Annotated in this window: 21 protein-coding genes; 10 read left to right on the forward strand and 11 right to left on the reverse strand. The window is 37.1% G+C overall.

Annotated features, from left to right (window positions below):
* The first annotated feature begins 157 nt into the window (after positions 1–157).
* The 7 genes from INR75_RS10175 (at position 158) to INR75_RS10205 (ending at position 9,300) form a co-directional block, all read left to right on the forward strand.
* The gene (locus tag INR75_RS10175; protein WP_223088699.1) at positions 158–1,288 is read left to right on the forward strand and encodes a formylglycine-generating enzyme family protein; all 1,131 of its coding nucleotides are present in this window, start codon (positions 158–160) and stop codon (positions 1,286–1,288) included.
* 358 nt (positions 1,289–1,646) lie between these two features.
* Positions 1,647–3,134 (forward strand): FGGY-family carbohydrate kinase, encoded by a 1,488-nt coding sequence (locus INR75_RS10180; RefSeq protein WP_223088700.1) that lies wholly within the window; start codon positions 1,647–1,649, stop codon positions 3,132–3,134.
* A 4-nt stretch (positions 3,135–3,138) separates the two neighbouring features.
* Complete coding sequence (gene xylA / locus INR75_RS10185; protein WP_223088701.1) at positions 3,139–4,449, forward strand: xylose isomerase; 1,311 nt, start codon at positions 3,139–3,141, stop codon at positions 4,447–4,449.
* A gap of 176 nt (positions 4,450–4,625) precedes the next feature.
* Positions 4,626–4,943, forward strand: a complete 318-nt coding sequence (locus INR75_RS10190) for a hypothetical protein (protein ID WP_223088702.1) — start codon at positions 4,626–4,628, stop codon at positions 4,941–4,943.
* 304 nt (positions 4,944–5,247) lie between these two features.
* Positions 5,248–6,048, forward strand: coding sequence for a 2Fe-2S iron-sulfur cluster-binding protein (locus INR75_RS10195; RefSeq protein WP_223088703.1), 801 nt, complete (start codon positions 5,248–5,250; stop codon positions 6,046–6,048).
* Positions 6,049–6,117: 69 nt separating this feature from the next.
* Positions 6,118–7,104 (forward strand): xanthine dehydrogenase family protein subunit M, encoded by a 987-nt coding sequence (locus tag INR75_RS10200; RefSeq protein WP_223088704.1) that lies wholly within the window; start codon positions 6,118–6,120, stop codon positions 7,102–7,104.
* 24 nt (positions 7,105–7,128) lie between these two features.
* Entirely contained in the window at positions 7,129–9,300 is a 2,172-nt protein-coding gene (locus tag INR75_RS10205) for a xanthine dehydrogenase family protein molybdopterin-binding subunit (RefSeq protein WP_223088705.1), read from the forward strand.
* A 163-nt stretch (positions 9,301–9,463) separates the two neighbouring features.
* On the opposite strand, the gene INR75_RS10210 is transcribed toward INR75_RS10205, so the two are convergent.
* The 11 genes from INR75_RS10210 to INR75_RS10260 form a co-directional block, all read right to left on the reverse strand.
* A complete protein-coding gene (locus INR75_RS10210) occupies positions 9,464–10,648 on the reverse strand; it encodes a molybdopterin molybdotransferase MoeA (protein ID WP_223088706.1) in 1,185 nt (394 codons plus the stop codon).
* Between the two features lie 47 nt (positions 10,649–10,695).
* Positions 10,696–11,571: an ABC transporter ATP-binding protein gene (locus tag INR75_RS10215; RefSeq protein WP_223088707.1), complete on the reverse strand. Its 876-nt coding sequence runs from the start codon at positions 11,569–11,571 to the stop codon at positions 10,696–10,698.
* Positions 11,568–12,239 carry a molybdate ABC transporter permease subunit gene (gene modB, locus INR75_RS10220; protein WP_223088708.1) on the reverse strand — a complete coding sequence of 224 codons (672 nt, stop codon included), beginning with the start codon at positions 12,237–12,239 and terminating at the stop codon, positions 11,568–11,570. Before modB ends, INR75_RS10215 begins: the two co-directional genes overlap by 4 nt.
* A complete protein-coding gene (locus INR75_RS10225) occupies positions 12,236–12,637 on the reverse strand; it encodes a molybdopterin-binding protein (protein WP_223088709.1) in 402 nt (133 codons plus the stop codon). Before INR75_RS10225 ends, modB begins: the two co-directional genes overlap by 4 nt.
* A gap of 289 nt (positions 12,638–12,926) precedes the next feature.
* Entirely contained in the window at positions 12,927–13,697 is a 771-nt protein-coding gene (gene modA, locus INR75_RS10230; RefSeq protein ID WP_223088710.1) for a molybdate ABC transporter substrate-binding protein, read from the reverse strand.
* Positions 13,698–13,701: 4 nt separating this feature from the next.
* Positions 13,702–14,799, reverse strand: a complete 1,098-nt coding sequence (gene moeB, locus INR75_RS10235) for a HesA/MoeB/ThiF family protein (protein WP_223088711.1) — start codon at positions 14,797–14,799, stop codon at positions 13,702–13,704.
* Positions 14,796–15,386: an NTP transferase domain-containing protein gene (locus INR75_RS10240; RefSeq protein ID WP_223088712.1), complete on the reverse strand. Its 591-nt coding sequence runs from the start codon at positions 15,384–15,386 to the stop codon at positions 14,796–14,798. The genes moeB and INR75_RS10240 overlap by 4 nt, the downstream gene beginning before the upstream one ends.
* A 135-nt stretch (positions 15,387–15,521) precedes the next feature.
* The gene (moaC, locus tag INR75_RS10245; protein WP_223088713.1) at positions 15,522–15,995 is read right to left on the reverse strand and encodes a cyclic pyranopterin monophosphate synthase MoaC; all 474 of its coding nucleotides are present in this window, start codon (positions 15,993–15,995) and stop codon (positions 15,522–15,524) included.
* Positions 15,988–16,974 carry a GTP 3',8-cyclase MoaA gene (gene moaA, locus INR75_RS10250; protein WP_223088714.1) on the reverse strand — a complete coding sequence of 329 codons (987 nt, stop codon included), beginning with the start codon at positions 16,972–16,974 and terminating at the stop codon, positions 15,988–15,990. Before moaA ends, moaC begins: the two co-directional genes overlap by 8 nt.
* A gap of 32 nt (positions 16,975–17,006) precedes the next feature.
* Positions 17,007–17,426, reverse strand: a complete 420-nt coding sequence (locus INR75_RS10255) for a molybdenum cofactor biosynthesis protein MoaE (protein WP_223088715.1) — start codon at positions 17,424–17,426, stop codon at positions 17,007–17,009.
* Positions 17,427–17,459: 33 nt separating this feature from the next.
* Positions 17,460–17,696, reverse strand: a complete 237-nt coding sequence (locus INR75_RS10260; RefSeq protein WP_223088716.1) for a MoaD/ThiS family protein — start codon at positions 17,694–17,696, stop codon at positions 17,460–17,462.
* Between the two features lie 255 nt (positions 17,697–17,951).
* On the opposite strand from INR75_RS10260, the gene INR75_RS10265 reads away from it, so the two are divergent.
* The 3 genes from INR75_RS10265 (at position 17,952) to INR75_RS10275 (ending at position 22,680) form a co-directional block, all read left to right on the forward strand.
* Positions 17,952–18,962, forward strand: a complete 1,011-nt coding sequence (locus INR75_RS10265) for an XdhC family protein (RefSeq protein ID WP_223088717.1) — start codon at positions 17,952–17,954, stop codon at positions 18,960–18,962.
* Between the two features lie 11 nt (positions 18,963–18,973).
* On the forward strand, positions 18,974–19,564 hold the full coding sequence (locus INR75_RS10270; protein ID WP_223088718.1) for an NTP transferase domain-containing protein: 591 nt from the start codon (positions 18,974–18,976) through the stop codon (positions 19,562–19,564).
* A gap of 278 nt (positions 19,565–19,842) precedes the next feature.
* Complete coding sequence (locus INR75_RS10275) at positions 19,843–22,680, forward strand: glycosyl hydrolase 115 family protein (RefSeq protein ID WP_223088719.1); 2,838 nt, start codon at positions 19,843–19,845, stop codon at positions 22,678–22,680.

A 22,680-nucleotide genomic window follows, 5' to 3' on the forward strand; every position in this document is an offset into this window, starting at 1 on the left:
GGAGATCTATTTAGAGATAAGATTGAGTTTAGGTGGTTTATGTGAATTGAAGGCCGACTTTCGATAGTCGGCCTTTTTTATTGTATTATTAAGAAGCAATGTGTTAATAGGTATGATTTCTTCGGAATACTAATTATATTTGATAAAAAATACATTAATGCTAAAATTATCGATATATCCGGTTCTTTTGTTTAGCCTTTTATTTTTCTCCTGTAAGAATGAAGCTGAAAGAAAAGAATCTCAAACTAACGAAAATCAGCAAACTGAAAAACAAACTTCTGCTGAAGTCAATAAAGTAAATTCTGAAGATCTTTTAAAACAACAACCGGAAGAAATTGAAGCTCCAGAGGGAATGGTTTGGGTGTCTGGTGTTAAGTTTACAATGGGCGCTACAGATGGCGATCCTTATGCATTACCAAGAGAGAAGCCGGCGCATCCGGTAGCGGTAGATGGATTTTTTATCGATCAAACCGAAGTAACCAATGCGCAGTTTAAAAAATTTGTTGAAGAAACGGGTTATCTAACCATTGCAGAGCGCCCTGTTGTTTGGGAAGAATTAAAAGAACAATTACCGCCGGGAACACCAAAACCAGCCGATAGCATTTTACAGCCAGGTTCTTTGATTTTTAGAAAAGACTTAGAAAATATGACTAATCTTAACGACTATGGCCAGTGGTGGGAATGGAAACGTGGTGCCGATTGGAAGCATCCGCAAGGCCCCAATAGTAGTATCGAAGGCAAAGATAATTTTCCGGTTGTGCATGTTGCTTACGAAGATGCTTTAGCTTACGCAAGCTGGGCGGGACGTGATCTACCAACAGAAGCCGAATGGGAAGCTGCAGCGCACGGGCAAAGTCATGGTGGTATTTACACCTGGGGTGATGACGAATCGAAATTGAATGATGAAGCCAATACCTGGCAGGGACAATTTCCGGTGAAAAATGTTCCCGAGGATGGTTATAAATATGCAGCTCCGGTAAAATCTTTTCCTCCAAACAGCCTTAATTTATATGATATGGCAGGAAATGTTTGGGAGTTTACCAAAGATAATTTTAATACCAGATATTACCAGCAAGCCTTGCAACAGGGAGAATTATTAAATCCAAAAGGTTCTATTACCTATTTTAATGAAGATAATCCTTACCAAAAGGAAAAAGTGATAAAGGGCGGTTCGTTTTTATGTAATAAATCGTATTGTGCTAGTTACCGAATCTCGGCCAGGATGGGAACTTCGATGGATTCTGGGACAGATCATTTAGGATTTAGAACTGTTTACCGCGTAAAATAATTATTGCTGAAATTGTAAAAAATGAGCCCTGATTTTTCAGGGCTTTTTTATTTGTGGTTGGTTTGATTTCTACTGAATTTATACTTTCTTAAATCAATCTTCAGCTGAAATCGACAGTTGAGATCATCGATTTTAAACTAATCTTCAATTTCTGAATAAATTCATTCAAATTATTCAGAAATATTTATTCAAAATACCCTGAAAACAGATTATATCTTATTATTTTAAATTTAATTTTAGTATTAGTCATTTTTACCATATAATTTTTGATAATATTCAAAATTTAATTTATACTTGTAGTCAAATAAACTATTAGTCTTTTGAAAATTACTTCAGAAACTAATAAAATCGACTTAGAATGTATTTTTTAGGAATAGATTTGGGAAGTAGTTCGGTGAAATTATCGATTTTCGATGCTAATTCTCAACAAAGTATTGCTGCCGTTGGCGAGCCAAAATCTGAAATGGCGATGGAAGCTTTGCAGCCCGGTTGGGCAGAGCAGGATCCAAACCAATGGTGGAAAAATGTAAAAATTGCACTACAACGTTTACGATCTGAACATGAAATCGATTTAACCAAAATAAAAGCAATTGGTGTCGCTTACCAGATGCATGGTTTGGTATTAACCGATAAGGAGCTAAACCCTGTACGTCCATCGATAATTTGGTGCGATAGCCGTGCAGCTGCAATTGGTGATAAAGCTTTCGAAGAAATTGGTGAGGAGCAATGTCACGATATGATTTTGGGTAGCCCGGGAAATTTTACGGCTTCAAAATTAAAATGGGTAAAAGAAAATGAGCCTGAAATTTATCAAAAAGCGGCTTATATGATGCTACCTGGCGATTATATCGCTGCCTGTTTTAGTGAAAAACCGCAAATAAGTAAAGGTGGATTATCTGAAGGAATGCTTTGGCATTTTAAAGAACAGCGCTTGGCTACAGAAATTCTTGATCACTACGGAATTTCAGAAGACTTAATTCCTGAAGTGGTTTCTAATTTTGGAGATCAGGCCGTAATTTCTTCAACAGTTGCAAAAGAACTTGGTCTTTCAGAAGACGTTAAAATCACGTATCGAGCCGGTGATCAGCCCAATAATGCGATGTCACTGAATGTTCTGAGTCCGGGTGAAATTGCGACAACCGCGGGAACTTCCGCAGTAATTTATTCGGTTAGTGAAAATCATTCTTTCGACAGGGATAATAGAATCAATACCTTTTTGCACGTAAATAACAAAGTAAATGAAATTAGGAATGGTGTGATGGTTTGCATCAATGGTTCTGGAATTCTTTACCAGTGGCTGCGAAATATTTTGTCTTCAGGCCGAGAGAAAATTGTCGATTATGAGTATTTAAATGAGATGGCTGCACAGTCGAAACCTGGAAGTGAAGGTTTACTTTTTCATCCTTTTGGAAATGGAGTGGAGCGAATTTTTCAGAATAGAGAAGTTTCTTCTGGAATATCGAATCTTAACTTCAACATTCATAAAACGCCACATTTAGTAAGAGCAGCCTGCGAGGGAATTGTGTTTGCTATGAATTACGGATTTGAAATTATGCAGGAAGTTGGCGCTTCAGGAAAAACAGTAAGAGCCGGGAAAGATAACTTGTTTTTGAGTCCGGTTTTCCAGGAAATTTTCGTGAATACTACCAATACTACACTTCAGCTTTATAAAACCAACGGAGCAGATGGTGCGGCCAGAGGAGCAGCCTATGGCTATGGACACTACGAAAGCCTTGAAGATGCCTTTGAAAGTCTGGAATGTCTTCAAACCATAAAACCGCAACCAGAACTGGTTGAAACCTATAAATCAATATATAATAACTGGAAAAAAGCCATTAAAAATTAATATTATGAGTAATTATTTTAAGAACATCGATACCATAAAATTTGAAGGTAAAGAGAGTGACAATCCTTTAGCTTTTAAATATTATGATGAAAATAAAGTCGTAGCCGGCAAAACTTTAAAAGAGCACTTGAGATTTGCGGTGGCGTACTGGCATACATTTAATAACAAAGGTGGAGATCCTTTTGGAGCAGATACCGAAGTTTTTGAGTGGGATAAAAAGGAAGATCCGGTAGCGCGTGCCAAAGATAAAATGGATGCTGCTTTCGAATTTATGACCAAGCTTGGTGTTCCTTATTATTGTTTTCATGATGTAGATCTTGTAGATGAAGCGCCAACTTTGGGAGAGTTTGAAAAAAGAATCCAGGCTGTTACAGAATATGCAAAGCAAAAGCAACAAGAAAGTGGTTTGAAGTTACTTTGGGGAACATCTAACCTGTTTACCAATCCAAGATATATGAATGGTGCGGCAACTAATCCTAATTTTGATGTTGTGGCTTATGCCGGTGCACAGGCAAAGATCGCTTTAGATGCTACTATGGCTTTAGGCGGTGAGAATTATGTATTCTGGGGTGGTCGTGAAGGTTATATGAGCTTGCTTAATACTGATATGAAAAGAGAGCAGGAGCATATGGCAATGTTCTTAGGAATGTGTAGAGATTATGCCAGAAAACAAGGTTTTAAAGGAAACTTTTTCTTAGAGCCAAAACCAATGGAACCAACTAAACATCAATACGATTTTGATGCGGCAACTTGTTTAGGTTTTATCAATAAATATGGATTGCAGGATGACTTTAAACTGAATATCGAGGTAAATCACGCAACGCTTGCTGGTCACACATTTGAGCATGAATTGCAAACTGCTATCGATGCGGGAAAATTAGGAAGTATCGATGCGAACCGTGGTGATTATCAAAACGGATGGGATACAGATCAATTCCCAATCGATCTATTTGAAGTTACCCAGGCAATGATGATCATCCTTAAAGGTGGCGGAATTCAGGGAGGCGGAATTAACTTCGATGCGAAAGTTAGAAGAAATTCTACAGATCTTGAAGATAAATTTATCGCCCATATCTCTGGAATGGATGTTTTTGCACGCGGATTAATTACTGCAGAGCATATTCTTAACAATACAAAATACAGTAGCCTTAAAAAAGATCGTTACGCTTCTTTTGATAGTGGTAGCGGTAAAGATTTTGAAACAGGAAAACTTACTTTAGAGCAATTAGGTGAGCTAGGAAAAGCAAATGGAGAGCCAACAAAAATGAGTGGTAAACAAGAGCTTTACGAGCAAATCATCGCTAATGCATACTAAGTTTTGAATTTTACATGAATAAGAAAGAGACCATTTTTATGGTCTCTTTTTTTTATTTTATAATTCTCTTTGTTAAAGAAATTGTAAAATACCCTTTGTTGGGTATTGATGTAAGTACAAATGATTAATAATTTAGTAGTCGTTGCACTTTGCAAGATAACCTAACTAAGATTATTATGAATCATTTAATTTACAGACACTTTGATGTTATAGAGCAATTTATAAAAGATTTTAAAACTGCTGAAGGATTATATCAAATAGCAGATCGAAAAAGACGAAGAGACAGGGCAAACTACAAAATGGATCTCGTTATTTTCAATTTTGAAATATATACGTCAAAATTTCCTGAGATCTATAATTTCTTTTTAGGTAAAATCGATGATGAATTTAAGAGAAGAGAAGAATGGGATCGATTAAGATCGAGAGAAAATTTTGTAGGCTATTTAAGATCATTTTTAAAGTTTATATCTTCTGAAGCTGTATATTCAAAGTAGACTTATATACTCCAAAATATATTTTTTAAATTTTAAGTTGAAAAGATCGCTTTATTGACCTAAAATTCACTTTAGCATAAAAATAACATTCCTAAAACATTAGTTCCGTATTCAATTATTTAAATTGAAGCATTGATTTTTAGTTTCTAAAATTTATCGGCACCGCCAAAGGCTTATAATACCCGGAGGCTTGCCTCGAAATTAAAAATTTGTTTCCAACGAATGCCTCGAGGGCTTGCCCGGAGGTAGTTTGCCTACAAATTTTTAGACTTCAAATCTCAATTACCTTCAAAAAAAATTGCATATGGACGAAATGGAAAAATGGAAAAATGGTTCAGATACCGACCAACTTTCAAAAGATGAAGAAAAGATCTTCGATGAAATTGGTTTAAACGGAACTTCACGCAGGAAATTCCTGAAACAGATGTCTGCCGCGAGTTTAAGTATTTGGGCTTCATCTTATTTAACTTCAGATTTGTTGGCTAGTCCGGCAAGAACTTTACCCGATAACCCTGAAATACTTTTAAACGAAGTCCGTGTAAATCTTAGGGTAAATGATATGGTAAAACAGCTAGCGCTAGATTCTAGGACTTCACTTTTAGATGCGCTTCGAGAACGCTTACAACTTACCGGAACTAAAAAAGGATGTGATCATGGCCAATGTGGTGCCTGTACCGTAATGGTCGATGGTAAGCGTAAGCTTTCTTGTTTAACGCTTGCTGCAACCTGCGAAGACAAAGAGATCACTACCGTAGAAGGTTTAGCTGAAAACGGAAACCTTCACCCAATGCAGGAAGCTTTCCTAAAACACGATGGATTTCAATGTGGATATTGTACTCCTGGACAAATCTGCTCTTCAGTAGCGCTACTGGAAGAAGCAAAAAATGGAGAAGCAAGTTATGTGACAGAAAATTTCAAAGACGTAAAAACCGACTTAAAACTTTCCGAAGAAGAAATTAGAGAACGGATGTCTGGTAATATTTGTCGCTGTGGAGCTTACAACAATATCGTTCAGGCATTTAAAGAAGTGCATTCTGGTGACGATGAGATGCCAACCTGGGAGTTCGCTACTGCCGAGCAAATGGAGAAAGCTAAAAACTCCTGATCTATTTATTGATTTTTAGAATCAATAATCTTTTCTAATGCCTCGATTGAGGATAAACACAAACTAATTATGAGACCATTCTCTTATACGAATGCTAAAAATAAAGAACAGGCGCTTCAAAATTTCACCAAGACTTCCCATTATTTAGGAGGTGGTACCAATTTGGTCGATTTGATGAAAGAAGATGTAGAACGTCCCGATCAATTGATCGAAGTTGCCAGCCTGGATTATAAACAAATTTCTAAAAACAACGAAGGAGGATATACGCTGGGCGGAATGCTAAGCAATTCTGAAACTGCAAACCATCCTGATATTCGACAAAATTATCCATTATTATCAATGGCAATGCTTTCGGCTGCTACAGCGCAGATTAGAAATATGGCGACCAATGCAGGAAATTTACTGCAACGTACAAGATGTCCCTATTTTTTTGAAACTTCAATGCCGTGTAACAAACGTGAACCGGGTTCAGGTTGTGGCGCTAAAGATGGAATGAATGCTTTACACGCCATTTTTGGATACAGTGACAAATGTATCGCTACACATCCTTCAGATATGTGTGTGGCCTTGGCTGCCATGGATGCAATAGTTGAGGTTCAAAAAACAGATGGTTCTTCAAGGACTATAGATTTTACTGACTTTCATCGATTACCGGGAAATCAGCCTGAAGAAGATAACACATTAGAACCTGGTGAGTTGATCACTGCCATTCATTTAGATGAACCTAAATTTTCAGATCATTATTATTATTTGAAAATACGTGAGCGTTCTAGTTATGCCTTTGCTTTGGTTTCTGTAGCTGCCGGTTTACAAATTAAAAGTGGTGTAATTACCAAAGCTGGCTTAGCAATGGGCGGTGTAGCACACAAACCCTGGAAGTTTACTGAAGTTGAAAAATACTTAGAAGGTAAGAAACCGAATAAAGTAAACTTTAAGGCTGCAGCAGAAATGGCAATGCAAGACGCTAAACCTTTTGAAGGTAATAAATATAAAGTTGAAATGGGTAAAAAAGCGATCATCAGAGCGCTTACCCAGGCTTTTGAAAGAGAAGCATAAAATCCCTAATCTTAGCAATAAACTATGAAAACAATAAAAGCATCAGGAATAGGAAATCCTATAGATAGAATTGAAGGACACCTGAAGGTTACGGGAAAAGCAAAATATGCTTCAGAATTTCCTGTCGAAAATATGGTGTACGCGCAAGGCGTAAACAGCACGATAGCAAAAGGAAAAATTACTTCGATAGATACTTCAGAAGCAGAAAAGCTAGACGGAGTCTTAGCGGTGATCACTTATAAAAATGCTGAAAAGTTGAAAAACTATCCAAAAGATATGACTAACTTTTCACTAACCACGGTAGCTCCAGTATTCCAGGATCGCCAGGTTCATTATTACGGGCAATATATTGCCTGCGTGGTAGCAGAAACTTTTGAGCAGGCACAATATGCCTGTCGCTTGGTGAAAGTGACCTACGAAGAAGAAACACCAGATATACATTTAGATAAAAATAGAGGAAAAGCATACAAACCTGGTGATAGCGCAGATTTTAGCCGCGGAGATATGGATGCAGGAATGCGTGAAGCCGATGTTACTCTAGAGCAAACTTATACGACACCTATCGAGCATCAACAACCAATGGAGTTGCACGCAGCCATTGTAAATTGGAACGATGGAAAGGTGAAAATGTATGCTAATCAGCAAATATTAAACCAGGCTACAACTTCAATTTCAGAAACTTTTGGAATACCTAAAGAAGATGTTCAGATTATTACGCCTTATATTGGTGGTGGTTTTGGTTCAAAATTAAACGTATATAAGCACATCACAATGGCAACGATGGCTTCTAAGATGATTGGGAGACCAGTGCAAATTACAGTGACACGTCACCAAATGTTTACGAATACCGGGATGCGCCAGTTCGATGAGCAGGAAATGCGATTGGGAGCTAAAAAAGATGGTTCTTTAACCGCTTTAGCGCATCATACAACTTCGCATACCGCTAAGAATCTTCAGTATTTCGAGGCTTGTGGGAATGTGTCTAAAATGTTGTATAAAACGCCGAATAATGCGGTGACGCATCGATTAATCCCGCTTAATATTCAATGTCCAAGTTCTATGCGGGCACCAGGAGAAGCTACCGGGAGTTTCGCTTTAGAGTCGGCAATAGACGAGCTGGCCTGGAAATTGAAAATGGATCCTATCGATTTCAGAATTAAAAATGATACGCAGGTTGATATGGGAGCTGATAAGCCATTCTCTTCTCGCTTGCTTGTAGAATGTTTACGTATTGGAGCCAATAAATTTGGTTGGGAAAATCGTAAAATGCAACCGGGAACCAATAAAAAAGGAAACTGGCTAATAGGTTATGGTGTAAGTGCAGCGTCACGTCGTGCGCCGTATATGAAGACATCAGCAAAAGTAGTGTTAGAGCTTAACGAAGCTGCGGTAAATGCAAATATCAAGATGGATGCGACAGATATTGGTACAGGAACTTATACTATCGTGGCACAGACGGTCTCAGAATATTTAGGAATTCCGGTAGAAAATGTAAAAGTTGAAATTGGAGATTCTGAATTTCCGGTGACTCCGGGTTCAGGTGGTTCGTGGGGAGCCGCTTCGTATTGTAATGGAGCTAGAAAAGCTTGCGAAAATGCGATTGCTGAATTAAAAAAGAAGCAAAATATTACCGAATCTGAGGAGATTGAAGTTGCTGAATTATTGCAGCAAAATAACCTGACTACTTTTGAAGCTGAAGGAACAGCAGAACCTTCCGAAGAATACAAAAAACATTCGGTTTTCTCTTTTGGAGCGAATTTCACTGAAGTTTGGGTAGATAAAGACACCGGCATGTACCGAATCAAACGTATGGTAAACGTAGGTTCTGCCGGAAAGATTCTGAATCCAAAAACAGCCTACGGCCAAATTATTGGCGGACTAACCATGGGTGCTGGAATGGTCATTGCCGAACGTACTCGGGTTGAACCAAATTATGGTAATTTTATTACCAGGACTTTAGCCGATTATCACGTGCCCGTGAATTTAGATCTGGCTAATATCGACGTGGTTTTCTTACCGGAAGACGATAAGATTGCCAACGAAATGGGCGTTAAAGGAATTGGAGAATTAGGAATTACCAGTGTGGCGGCCTCAATTGCCAATGCAATTTTCAATGCAACCGGTAAACGAATGAGAGATCTGCCAATTACTCCTGAAAAACTAATTGAAGCAGGTTTAGAACCGGGAGTTGCTTAGTGGAAAGAAAATAGACCGCTTCGCTGCTAGATTTTAGAATATAGAAATAAAAAACAGGGACTAAATTGAGAAATTTCAGTCCCTGTTTTTTATTTACTCACTACTCACTACTCACTACTCACTACTCACTACTCACTACTCACTACTCACTACTCACTACATTTCAAAATTCAACAAACTCAATTACATCGCCCTGCTTAAAATCTTTTTCTGGCGGAAGCACAATTACACCATCGGCATTTGCCAGACTAATTAAATCTCCAGAGCCATTTTCATTTAATAATTTAGCTTGAAATTGGCCATTTTCAGCTTTAGTTTTTACCAGTAAATATCTGGTGATCTTTGGATTGTTAGCGATATCTGTTTTTAAAATAACTTCTGAAGTTGAGGTTTTAATTTCCAAGGATGCTGCGAGCCATCTTTTAAAATAAATATGAAAATTCACGAAAGTGGAATTCGGGTTTCCGGGAAATGAAAAGACAGTAACATTATTTTCTTGTTGTTTCCCAAACCATAAAGGTTTCCCAGGACGTTGAAAAACACGATGAAAAAGCTTTTCAACTTTTAATTCTTCTAAAATTTCAGGTAAATAATCGAATTTTCCTTTAGAAACGCCACCACTCAGCAATAATACATCGTGGTTGTTCATAGCATTTTCTACCTGTTGTAACATTACCTCTTTTTCATCCCGAATATGCAGTAAAGTCGGTGTGATTTTCTCTTTTTCCAAAGCCGCAAATAAACTTAAGGTATTAGAAGTTCTAATTTGATGTGGAAGTGGAGTTTCTGCAACATCAACTAATTCATCTCCGGTAGAAATAATAGCGATTTTGGGTAATTTCTTAACCAAAACTTCTGCCTTTCCAACCGTAGCTAAAACCCCAATTTCTTTAGCCGAAATTCGTTGATTTTTGGATAATATTTTTTCTCCGCTCTGGCGATCACTTCCCTGGCGATGAATATTTATTTTAGCTTTTACTTCAGTTTGTAGCGTCGCAATTCCGTTTTCAATTTCAACATCTTCGTACATAATAACCGAATCACAATTTTTAGGTAACATCGCACCCGTCATAATTTCAACGCAGTTTTCAGGATCATTTAAAATTCCCTGCGGACTGCCGGCTGCGTAAACTGCTTCAATTTTAAAAGAAGTTTTACCTTGTTCAAGCGCCTCTGAGTTTACCGCAATTCCGTCTTTGGTAACGCGATCAAAGGGTGGGAAATCACGATCGGCAAAAATATCTTCAGCTAAGATTCTATTTACACTTTCTAATAGCGCAACTTTTTCTGTGCCAAAATTGGTGATTGTGGCGAGTACTTTTTCTAAAGCTTCAGGGTGTGAGATCATAAATTTTTATTTAGGCTGAATCTTATCTTTTAAATTTATTTCAAATTTTATTCAATCTTGGTTACAATAGGGTTAAAAGCTTTTGAAGCAACAAGCACTTTATCGCCTTTTTGAATATGTGCAATTTCATCTTTTGCAGAAACCGATTTGATCACATTATTACCAATCAAAATATGCAAGATCGAAACCACTTCTTCATCGATCTTTGCTAAGACTTCTCCGGTAAACTGAAATTTTCCACTCAGTTTACTTTCACTAAAGATTGAAATAGGAGTTCCGGTCTTGGTAATTTTTCCGTTTTCAAGAACCAAGACTTTATCGGCCATTTTAATGATTTCTGCAGGATCGTGGCTTACCAGAATAGTGGTGAGTTTGTAGGTTTTATGAAGCTTCAAAATATATTCCTGAAGCTTCGTTCTCATACCATGATCTAACGCGCTTAAAGGCTCGTCCAACAATAAAAGTTTAGGTTTTCTAGCCAAAGCTCTGGCCAGTGCGACACGCTGTTGTTGGCCGCCAGAGAGTTGCTGAATTTTTTGTTTTCGAAGATTTCCAAGCTCCATCAATTCGATTAATTCTTCAGCAGTTTTTTTGTCTTTTTTCTGCGGAAGCGAGAAATAAATATTCTCTTCTACATTCATATTAGGAAACAACGCATAATCCTGAAAAACGAGTCCGATTTCCCGTTTTTGTATCGGCATATCGATCTTTTTTTCAGCATTAAACCAAACATTAGAATCCTGATTTATATAGCCATCTTCCGGACTTAATAAACCCGATAGCATTCTTAAAATAGAAGTTTTTCCTGCACCAGAATTTCCGTATAAGACTACAAAATCGCCTTCATTTAATCGAAAATCAACATTCAAAATCATTTTTTCTTCTGCGGCAGATAGCTCTTTTGTCAGTTTACATTCGATCATTTTACTATTCGGTTTAGGGATTTATTATTGATCAGGTAAACACAAAGCAAAATCGAAAAACTCAGCACAAAAAGAATAAAGGAAAGCGTATTGGCGCTGCTGTAATTTAACGCTTCGACTTCATCATAGATGGCGATCGACGCCACACGGGTTTCGCCGGGTAAATTTCCGCCGATCATTAAAACCACTCCAAATTCGCCAATTGTATGCGCAAAAGAAAGTACAATTCCCGTTAACAAGGCAGGTTTGATATTTGGGAGTAAAATTTTAAAAAACGTAGTAGTTTTCGATTTTCCTAAAGAATATGCAGCTTCTTTTAAATGAATGGGCAGCGAACTAAATCCGCTTTGGATGGGATGCACCATAAATGGCAAGCTGTAAATGACCGATGCAAGTACGAGTCCGCTAAACGAAAACACCAATTGCAACCCGAATACTTCATCTAAAAACTTACCCAGAAAACTTGATTGACCAAATGCGATTAATAGGTAAAAACCTAAAACCGTTGGCGGTAAAATAAGTGGCATACTTACCAAAGTTTCCCAAACGGGCTTGGTTTTATTTTTGGTTGCCGAGAGCCAGTACGCCAATGGCGTACCGATCACAAAAAGCAAAAGTGTTGTGATTAAAGCTAGTTTTAAGGTGAGCCAAAGGGATTCCCAGATCATTCGGAGAGCATAATTTCGTTCGCTTTTACTAAAATAAGAACCTCCTGTGATTCGGCGAAATTCATTTGTTGCAAAAGAGTAGAACTGAGTAAACTTTTAATTTTACCTACAGCTGATTTTAGCACAATTTTACTTAGAATTTTTCCCGATTTAATTTTGATAATTTCAGCTTTTAATTGATTCTGAACTGAAATTTCCGGCATCAAATTCTTTGAAATAATAACCTCAGTTTCTTTAAAAAGTAGATTGATTTTTTGCCCTAAATTTAAGTAGGAAGCAGTTTGCGGAGTTTCCACCAGAAAAACATTAAAAATAGAATTGTTTTCCAATTCTATACTGACTTCAGAGATATATTCTGAATTTTTGATATTTTTTATTTTTCCGGAAAGGTTATTCATTTTAGTTAGTTAACGGTTTATAGCTTTCAGCTTTCAGCAATTACGAATACTTAATATTTGACACCTGTCATTCTGAGCTTGACTCAGAATCTCATAAGAGCTTTTAAGACTATGAGACCCTGAAACAAGTTCAGGGTGGCGCATCATTATTATTTCTGATAATAGATATGCTAACTTCGCCACATTTTCAAGCCGTCAGCTTTTAGTTACATCATTCATCATTCATCATTCAACATTCAGAATTCAACATTATACATTATCACATTTTCAAATCATCAAATTCAAAAAATCAACTTCTATATCCATACTGCTCCAAAATCTTTTTGGCTTTTGCTGAAAATAGAAATTCGTAAAATTTGCGAGCATTTTTAAAAGTTTTTGGCTGTTCAGCTTTCAGTAATAAAGCTGCTTGTTGAATAGCAGAATATTGTGAAGGATCAATCTCGATCCAATTTCCTAAATTTTTCATTTTTGGAGAGAGTACAACCGATTTGGCCGTAAATCCAATTGCTGCGGAACCTGAATGAATATAGCGATTAACTGCTGAAATACTTTCGCCAAACACTAATTTTGACTCTAATTCGTTGAATTTCCCTGTTTTTTCTAAGAATTCTTCCGTAGCACGACCATAAGGAGCGGTTTTAGGATTCGCAACTGCGATATGTTTTATTTTTTCTTCAGAAAGAAGTTCTATTGAGGGTTTTATAATTTCTGAAGTTGTCCACAACACCAAAGTTCCGTTGGCGTAAATCTTTGGTTTTTCTTCACCAAAACCTTCTTTAAAAAGTTTATTCGGATATATTAAATCTGCGGAAACAAAAACATCAAAAGGCGCTCCGGCTTTGATTTGTGCTGTCAATTTCCCCGAAGAGGTGACTACGGTCTCGCATTGTATACCGGTTTCCTGCTGAAAGGTTTTAATTAAATCGTTCATCGCGAACTGCATATTTGCGGCAGTAGCAATTTTTACGGCATCAGATTCTTTTTCAGATTTACAAGCGAAAAAAAAGAGCGCAAAACAACATAAAAAAAGCAACCTGATTTTATCGAATTTCGGCATTAGCTTAAGAGTGTTTTGTAATTGCTGTTAATCTCGAAATTGCATTCATTCCACCTTTTACGTCTATAAACTCTCCGTAGATTTTTAAACCTTCCAATAGATTAATCGCTTTTAAACTCCGCATGCCCGATTGGCATAAAAAATACGTTGGTTTTTGAAGATCGATTTCTTCAGATTTTTCCTGAAGTTCACTTAGCGGAATATTTTTCCAGTCTTTTTGCTGAGTTTCAGGTAAGTTTTGTCTTTCTACTTCTTCTGGATTTCGCACATCTATAAGTTGAATATTTTCTGAATTCCATTTTTTAAAGAATGCTTCAGCTTCTATCGATTTTACTTCCGTAGCGCAACTAAATTCATAGGATTTTTGAAGTTTCTTAATCTCAAGATTCTGCTTATTTAAACCGAATTTTATTTTTTGCTGTGATTGATTTAAACCGTCAAACAATAATAATTTTCCCGATAAAGTTTCGCCAATTCCGGTAATTACTTTTACAGCTTCCAAAGCCTGTAAACTTCCAATAATTCCGGGGATAATTCCTAAAACACCATTTTCATTACAATCTGGAATTTCTTCAGGATTTGGCATTTCAGGGAATAAACATCGATAAGTTGGGCCGCCTTTAAAATTAAAAACGCTTACCTGCCCTTCAAAAGCGTGCAAAGCACCATAAATCAAAGGTTTTTTCAGAATTACACAGGCGTCATTTACCAAATATCGTGTGGGGAAATTATCTGATGCATCAACGATCACATCAAAATCGGCTATAATTTCCAAAGCATTTTCCGTAGAAATAAAAGTTGGAAAAGTTATGATCTCAATTTCGCTGTTTAGCGCGTGTAATTTTTGTTTTGCAATTTCCACTTTGGATTGGCCAAGATCATTTTCAGAATATAAAATTTGACGCTGTAAATTGCTAATATCAACCACGTCGTTATCAACAATACCAATGGTTCCCACGCCCATTCCGCTTAAATATTGCAAAACGGGAACACCAAGACCACCCGCGCCGATCACCAAAACTTTAGCATCAGCCAATTTTTGTTGCCCGGCTTCGCCAAATCCCTGAAGCCGTGTTTGTCTTGTATAGCGTTCAGGATTCAACTTGTTGTAATTTTTTTTAGGGCGAGTTCGTATTCTTCTTTATCGTTGGCGTTGATCAAAATATCGTCGCTCGATGGAAAAATCAATTCGGTTTTTGAATTGATCAAAAACTTACGCGGACAAGTATTCGTGCCGCTTTCCAGATATTCGATGGCTTTTGGAAAAGAATTTGCTTCCCAAATCGCAAACATCGGTTCTGGTAATCCCGATTGATGCGTTGCGTAAGCCGTGGCTATTTTTTCAGGATTTCGCTGCTCGATCAATTGCTCAATTGAATTTTTATCGATTAACGGTAAATCGGTCGCAACTACTAACCAGGCGACTTCAGGGAATTCTTGATGCGCACTAATCATTCCGTTTAACGGACCTCGATATTGGTCTTTATCGGTGATCGTTTTTAAGTTTTCAGATAAATTTTGCTGTTGCTCACTTCGTACACTTAGGTAAACATCGTCGCAAAATTCTTCTAAAAGTTTGTATAAATACTCGCGATGTGGTTTGCCGTGATAAGCAAGCTCACCTTTATCGGTGCCCATTCGGGTGCTTTTTCCACCTGCAAGTACTAGTCCGTTTAGTTTAGTTTTCATTGTTTTGTGTTAGCTTTTAGCTTTCAGCCGTCAGCTTACAGCATATTTAAAATTCCACATTAAAGGTTCAAAATTCAACATAATCCAGCATCACATTTTCAAATTAACACATTGCCACATTTCCAAATCAACATATCAAGCTCCAAAATCGCTTTTTCCGCCGGTTTTCTTTTTCAGTTTTATTTCTGAAATTTCCAGATCGTGGCTTATAGCTTTGGTCATATCATAAATGGTAAGCGCGGCGGTTGAAACCCCGGTTAAAGCTTCCATTTCTACGCCCGTGCGTTCGTTGCATTTCACCAAACATTCGATATCCAACGAATTCTCTCCAGGCTGAATGTCGATATTAATTTTTGACAAGCGAAGCGGATGACAAAGCGGAATTAGATCTGAAGTTTTCTTTACGGCCTGAATTCCCGCAATAATCGCTGTTTGTGTGATGCTTCCTTTTTTACTTAGAAAGTCATCTTTTTGCAGTTGCTTAAAAACTTCCTCAGGAAATATAATTCGGCCGCTTGCAATCGCAGTTCGGCTGGTGATCTCTTTTTCAGAAACATCGACCATTTCAGCGTTTCCCTGCTTGTTGATATGTGAGAGTTTTTTATCCACCAATACTTGTCATTGAATTTTCGTAATAATTTTTATTTCGAGCTTCAGCTTCAAAACCATCTTTTGCTCTACTTCCAACAGCTTTTAATATTTCATTTCTGATATTTTCTTCAGAATTTTCAGCACGAAGAATATCGCGAATATTTCGATCGGCGCTGGCATATAGGCAGGTAATTACATCGCCGGTAGCGGTAATCCTTAAGCGGTTACAGCTTCCGCAGAAATTACGAGTAAAACTTGGGATGATTCCAAAACTGCCCTCAAAATCTGCAATCTTGTAATTTACCGAAGTCGAAGTTTTTTCCGAAGAAAGTTTTTCAATGTTCGGATACTGTGATGCGATATAATTGTAGATCGCTTTATGATTCCATTTGATGGTCTGGAAGTTTTTGCTTCCGCCATTAAATGGCATCTCTTCTAAAAAACGAACCGAAACCGGATAATGCCGTGTTAGATCCTCCAAAATCGGAATCATATCTTCAGTATTCTGCCCATCTAGTGCGATAAAATTTACCTTTACATTAAAATCTTCCTGAATCAACTTGATCAAATTGCCATAAACTGTTTCAAACTGGTCGCGCCGAGTTACTTTTTTAAATGTTTCAGGAGTGATAGAATCCAGGCTCAAATTGATGTTTTTGATGCCTAATTCTTTTAACTCAGGAATATGCTGCCCAATTAAAGTTGCGTTTGTGGTAATGCTAATATCTTCGAGTTTTGGTAGCGCAGAAAGTTTACGAAGCAACACCATTAAATCTTTGCGAACAAAAGGTTCACCGCCAGTAATCCTGATCTTTGTGATGCCCTGTTCTACCAAAGTTTTGCTTAAGCGATATAACTCATCGATCGATAGCAGTTTATCTTTTTTTGCAAAATTAATCCCGCTTTCGGGCATGCAATAATTGCAGCGCAAGTTACAACGGTCGGTCACCGCGAGTCGCAGGTAATTAATTTTTCTTTGGTGATTATCTATAAGCATTAATGTCTTCTTTTGGGGATTTAAATTTGCGATTATGGATGTGGTGACACCCAAACTTCGTCTTTACCATCGAAAAATTCTTTTTTCCAGATGGGAACTTTTTCCTTTAGCGTATCGATTAAAAATCTACAGGCTTCAAAACAATCATCGCGATGTGCAGAGGAAGCACCCACAAGCACAACGGGTTCTTCAACTTTCTTATCGCCATCCGCGTGCTGCATAATAAGTCGGTTTAAATTCCATTGCTTACTTGCTGCCGCTGCGATCTTTTCCATTTCTTTAAGCGCCATCGCTTCGTAGGCTTCAAAAAAAAGGGAATTTACTTTTTGATTTTGGGTAGTATCACGAACAGCGCCTATAAAAACACAAATTCCACCGCTGGCAGGGTGGGAAAGGTCTTTATAGATCAAAGACGGATCGATATTTTCTATAATTTCAATTTTCTTTTCCATATATAATCCTAGGTTAGGATCCTTCAAACTTCATTAACCTCCGCTAACCGGTGGGATAATTGCGATCTCATTTTCTGCGGAAATCGATCTGTCATCACTGGCATATTCTTCGTCTACAGCAATCGCCAGAGAAGAAAGCTTTGCAAATTCAGGATATTTTGTGATGAGCTCCTGCTTTAATTCGGCTACATTTTTAGCTTTAAAAGAAGGCTCTTCCAGCACCTGATTTCCTACAATATCTTTCGCAACTCCGAAAAGTAAGATTTTCATTTTTTAAGGTAAATATAAAAGCTGAATTGCACATTCACTTACGAAATTCAAACTTTCCTTTAGTAAGTTTCTAAAATTAAGAAAGATTTAAGAGCTATTGCTCAAATTGAAGCTATTCTATTGATTAATTTCAAAATTGATTTTAAAATGTGCAGTTTTACAAGTGAATTTTAAACTATGAAAAACAATCTGTTTACATCCTGATATTGTAGATTTAAACGGAGAAAATTTAGCTTGTAGAGGAAATGAATAAAAATGACACACGAGTTTAAAGAAATAATAAGTCAGGTTTTACAAAATCAGCAACAAGGGAAACGAAGTGTTTTGGCAAGTGTGGTTGCATTAGATGGTTCGTCTTACCGAAAGCCGGGCGTTAGAATGTTGATTACTGAAGACGGAGAAATGACCGGAGCTGTGAGTGGTGGTTGTGTAGAAAAAGACGTGTTGTTTGAAGCACAAACCATATTACAAACCGGAGTCGCAAAAATGATGACTTACGATGGCCGGTATCGTTTAGGATGCGAGGGAATTTTATATATTTTACTAGAGCCTGTGGCGATTTCTTCGGAATTTGAGCAGTTATTTTTTCAGCAAATTGAGCATAGAAAATCCTTTAAAATTGATTCGTTTTATAGAAAGGAAGTCGGTGAATTTGAAGCTTTAGAGTCTGTAATAGATTTTGGAGATCAGCAATTTTCGATGACTTCAAGAGAATTAGCAGATCACTCTGGTTTAGAAAAATTTAGTCAGCAACTACCGGCGATTTCAAAGTTAATTTTAATTGGTGCTGAACATGATGCCGTAAAATTAGGACTTTCGGCGTCACAATTAGGTTGGGAGGTAAGCATTGTTTCTTCATCTAGAGACCCTAAAACCAAAGAAAATTTCCCTGGAAGTAAAGAAGTTTTAGCGATCGATCCAGAGCAGGCGAAAGATTTGGAAATCGATAGCCAAACCGCGGTTGTTCTAATGACGCATAATTATGCACGTGATCTTCACTTTTTGCTATCGATAAAAGATAAAGATCCTTTTTACATTGGTATTTTAGGTTCAACCAAGCGTCGTGAAAAAATGTATAATGAATTGATCGAAATGCAAAATGATATCGAATTTGATTTTTTCGATAAGCTTTATGGCCCGGCCGGAATTGATATCGGCGCGATCACTCCTGAAGAAATTGCTGTTTCGATCTTAGCAGAAATTTTGGCCGTAAAACGGGGAAAATCGATTCCGTCTTTACGCGAAAAAATGGGGGCTATTCACTAAGATTCGATAAAATGGAGACAGATTTTAAAATTGCAGTTTTGGTACTTGCCGCGGGAGCTTCGCGAAGAATGAACGATATAAAGCAAATTTTAGCCTTTAAGGATTCTACGCTGTTAGAAAATGCCTTGAAAACAGCCAAAGTGAGCAAAAACGATCAGGTTTTTTGTGTTTTAGGAGCAAATAAGGAAGAAATTCAGCAAAAAGTAGATTTTCAGGGTATAGAAATTATCCAAAATGACAATTGGAACAATGGTTTAGGGAAATCTATTGCAGTTGGAATAGAAGCTATTCAGAATTATAAGGATTATGACGGAATTCTAGTGATGTTGGGCGATCAACCGTTTATTTCTTCAGAATATTTGAATAAAATGATCGAGAAATTTATCCAAAATCAATCTGATATCGTTGCCACAAGTTATTCAGGGAAGCCAGGTGTTCCTGCACTATTTCCGCAGAAAATCTTTTCAGAATTAACGAAGCTTAGCGGTGATAGCGGCGCAAAAGAGTTATTACGAGGTGAGAAAAATATCGTAAAACTCGAAGCTGAAAATACATTTGATGTCGATAGCCCCGAGGATTATAAAAAAGTTTTGAGGTTTTAGCTATCAGCTGTTAGTTTTCAATGATTTGGAGATTCAATATTGAAAATTCAAAAATAATAAACTTTAAATTTTAATATTATCGAATCAACAAATCATCAGATTACCGCATTATTACATCTTCAATTTTTTATTCTAATTTAATACCCAGTTTGATTGTATGATTTTAATTGTGAGATATTTAACCTGCTGTGAATTTTTTAAGAATTTTGTCATTTTTCAGGGAAGAACAGGATGAGCAACTTCTGGCAATTATTAGCTTTGAAGTATAAATTATATCTATGTCTAAAATAAATTTGATAATTAGCTTACTAATTTTAGTTTCAATACAGAGTTTTGCTTTTCAGCAGGCAAATTTAGATCGAAAGGATGTAGATTTTGTTTATTATGATGTAAACGGAACTTCGCTAGATTCTATTTCAGCTCATTTGTTAGCGGAAGATATTTTCAAAATTACAGGTGAAAAACCTGAAGTCTTCACGTCTGATAAAACTATTTCAGAAGACGCAATTCTTATCGGGAATATGGATTCTGAATTAATTAAAGAAAAACTTTCAGAAGAAATTCCGGCTTCTTTTCAGCAACAAAAAGAAAGTTATTATCAAGGTTGGTCAAAAGATAAAGCACATTTTATCATTGCTGGAACAGATGCTCGCGGAACTGCTTTTGGTGTTTTCGATTTTTCTAAATTAAACGGCGTTTCGCCATGGTATTGGTGGGCTGATGTTCCGGTGAAACAGAAAAAACAATTAGAATTTCCTTCGGAATCGTACTTTTCTAAAGAGCCATCGGTAGAGTTTCGTGGTATTTTTTTGAATGATGAAGATTGGGGATTACAGCCGTGGGCAGAAAATACTTTTGAACCAGAAACGGGAGATATCGGACCTAAAACTTACGCTAAAATTTTCGAGTTGCTTCTACGCCTAAAAGCCAACACCATTTGGCCGGCGATGCATCCGTCTACCAAAGCCTTTTTTCATTATCCCGGAAATCCCGAAATGGCAGAAAAATACCATATTGTTTTGGGAAGTTCGCATGCCGAACCGATGTTACGGAACAATGTAGACGAATGGACAAAGGAATTAGGGAGATTTGATTATAAAAGCAACCGTGAAACTGTTCAGAACTATTGGGATGAACGCTTAGCGCAATCTAAAGATATTGACGCGATTTTCACAGTTGGCATGCGCGGTATTCACGATAGTGGAATGGAAGGTGTGAAGAGCACGGAGGAAGCAGCGAATTTGTTAGAAACGGTGATTGCCGATCAGCGATCTATGCTAGAAAAACATCGTGGAAAAAGTGCCACTAAAATTCCGCAAGCTTTTACGGTGTACAAAGAAGTTTTGAATTTGTACGATCACGGGATGCAGTTACCGGAAGATATTACACTGGTTTGGACGGATGATAATTATGGATACATCAGACGTTTGGGAAATGAGCAGGAGCGTGCTCGAAGCGGTGGTGCCGGAGTTTATTATCATGCGTCCTATTGGGGGCGCCCGCACGATTATTTGTGGTTAAGCACTACTAATCCTGCTTTGATTTGGGAAGAAATGCACAAGGCTTATCAACTGAATGCCAAAAAAATATGGATTTTAAATGTAGGCGATATCAAACCGGCAGAATACAACATGCAGTTTTTTATGGATATGGCTTATGATATGGAAAAATTCGATACCCCTGAAAAGCTTGAAAATCATAGAAATCAATTCTATAAAGATATCTTCGGAAATGATCTGGGAACTGAAATTTCAGCCATCAGAAAAGAATATTATCAGCTGGCCTGGGAACGAAAACCGGAGTTTATGGGATGGAGTCAAACCGAACCAACAACCGAGGTAAAGTTAACCGACTATTCGCCTTTTGATTTTGGAGATGAAATTCAGCATAGATTAAATGCATATCAAAGTTTAGCAACTAAAGCAGAAACAATTGAAAAGAAATTACCAGCCGATTTAAAAGATAGTTATTTTCAGTTGGTGCATTATCCGGTAAAAGGAGCTGCGTTGATGAATGAAAAACAATTGAACAGAGATTTGGCTCAAAAATATGCCAAACAAGGCCGACTTTCAGCTAAAAAATATCAGCAAAAGTCAGTAAACGCTTATGATAGTGTTCAGCAGTTAACAGACCAATACAATCAGGTTATTTCAGAAGGAAAATGGAACGGGATGATGTCTATGAAACCAAGAAATCTGCCTGTTTTTCACAAACCTGAGTTTAAGGATAGTATTCAGCATATCGAGAAAACCGCTTCGTTTTTTATAGAAGGCGGTAGCAAAAATCAATTGCCTAATTTCTATAAAGGAGCGAATGAAACCTATTTTATAGATGTTTTTTTAAGTCAGACCGAATCTGTAAAATGGAGTTTAGATGATGTGCCAGAATATGTAATGGTTTCCACTAAAAATGGAGAATTAAATGCCGATTTTAGGCAATTTCAGCAACGAATTTATTTCAAAATTGATTGGGATAAATTCGGAAACTCAACTAGAAATGAAGATAGTCTCATCCTAAAAATTGGTGATGATTTCCATGAAATTCAGCTTAAAATTAATGAATATCAGCTTAGCGAAATTACTGTTGTCGAGAAAAATCATCTTGCGGTAGTTTATGCCGAGCATTTCAAAAATAAATCAGATTCAGAAAATGGATTCTGGCAGAAAATTGAAGGTTTAGGTTATTCTGGTGCAGTAATGCAGGCAAAGCCCTTGGATCAATTGCCTTTAGGTACGCTGAATTTTAAAGAAGATCATCCAAAACTGACCTATGAAATCAACACAGAAACAATTACCGATTCGGCTGAGCTAATCATCAATGCCGTGCCCACACATCCAATAACGAATCAGCATAAAGTTCGCATTGCAGTACAATGGGATGATGAGCCTGTTGAGGTTTTAAATTTTGAAACCTTTGGTAGAAGTGCTGTTTGGAAAGAGAATGTTTTAAGTAATAAAGCACAGGTAAAATTACCTTTAAAATTATCGAATATCGGAAAACATACTTTGAAGATTTTTATGATAGATCAGGGAGTTGCGCTAGATTTTATTTATTTAAAAACCGAAGATATTTCGTTACCTTACACATTAATAAAGGAAACAAGCTTACAAAATTAA

Origin of the sequence: Zunongwangia sp. SCSIO 43204, from assembly GCF_019904275.1 — a bacterium.
GTDB lineage: Bacteria > Bacteroidota > Bacteroidia > Flavobacteriales > Flavobacteriaceae > Zunongwangia > Zunongwangia mangrovi.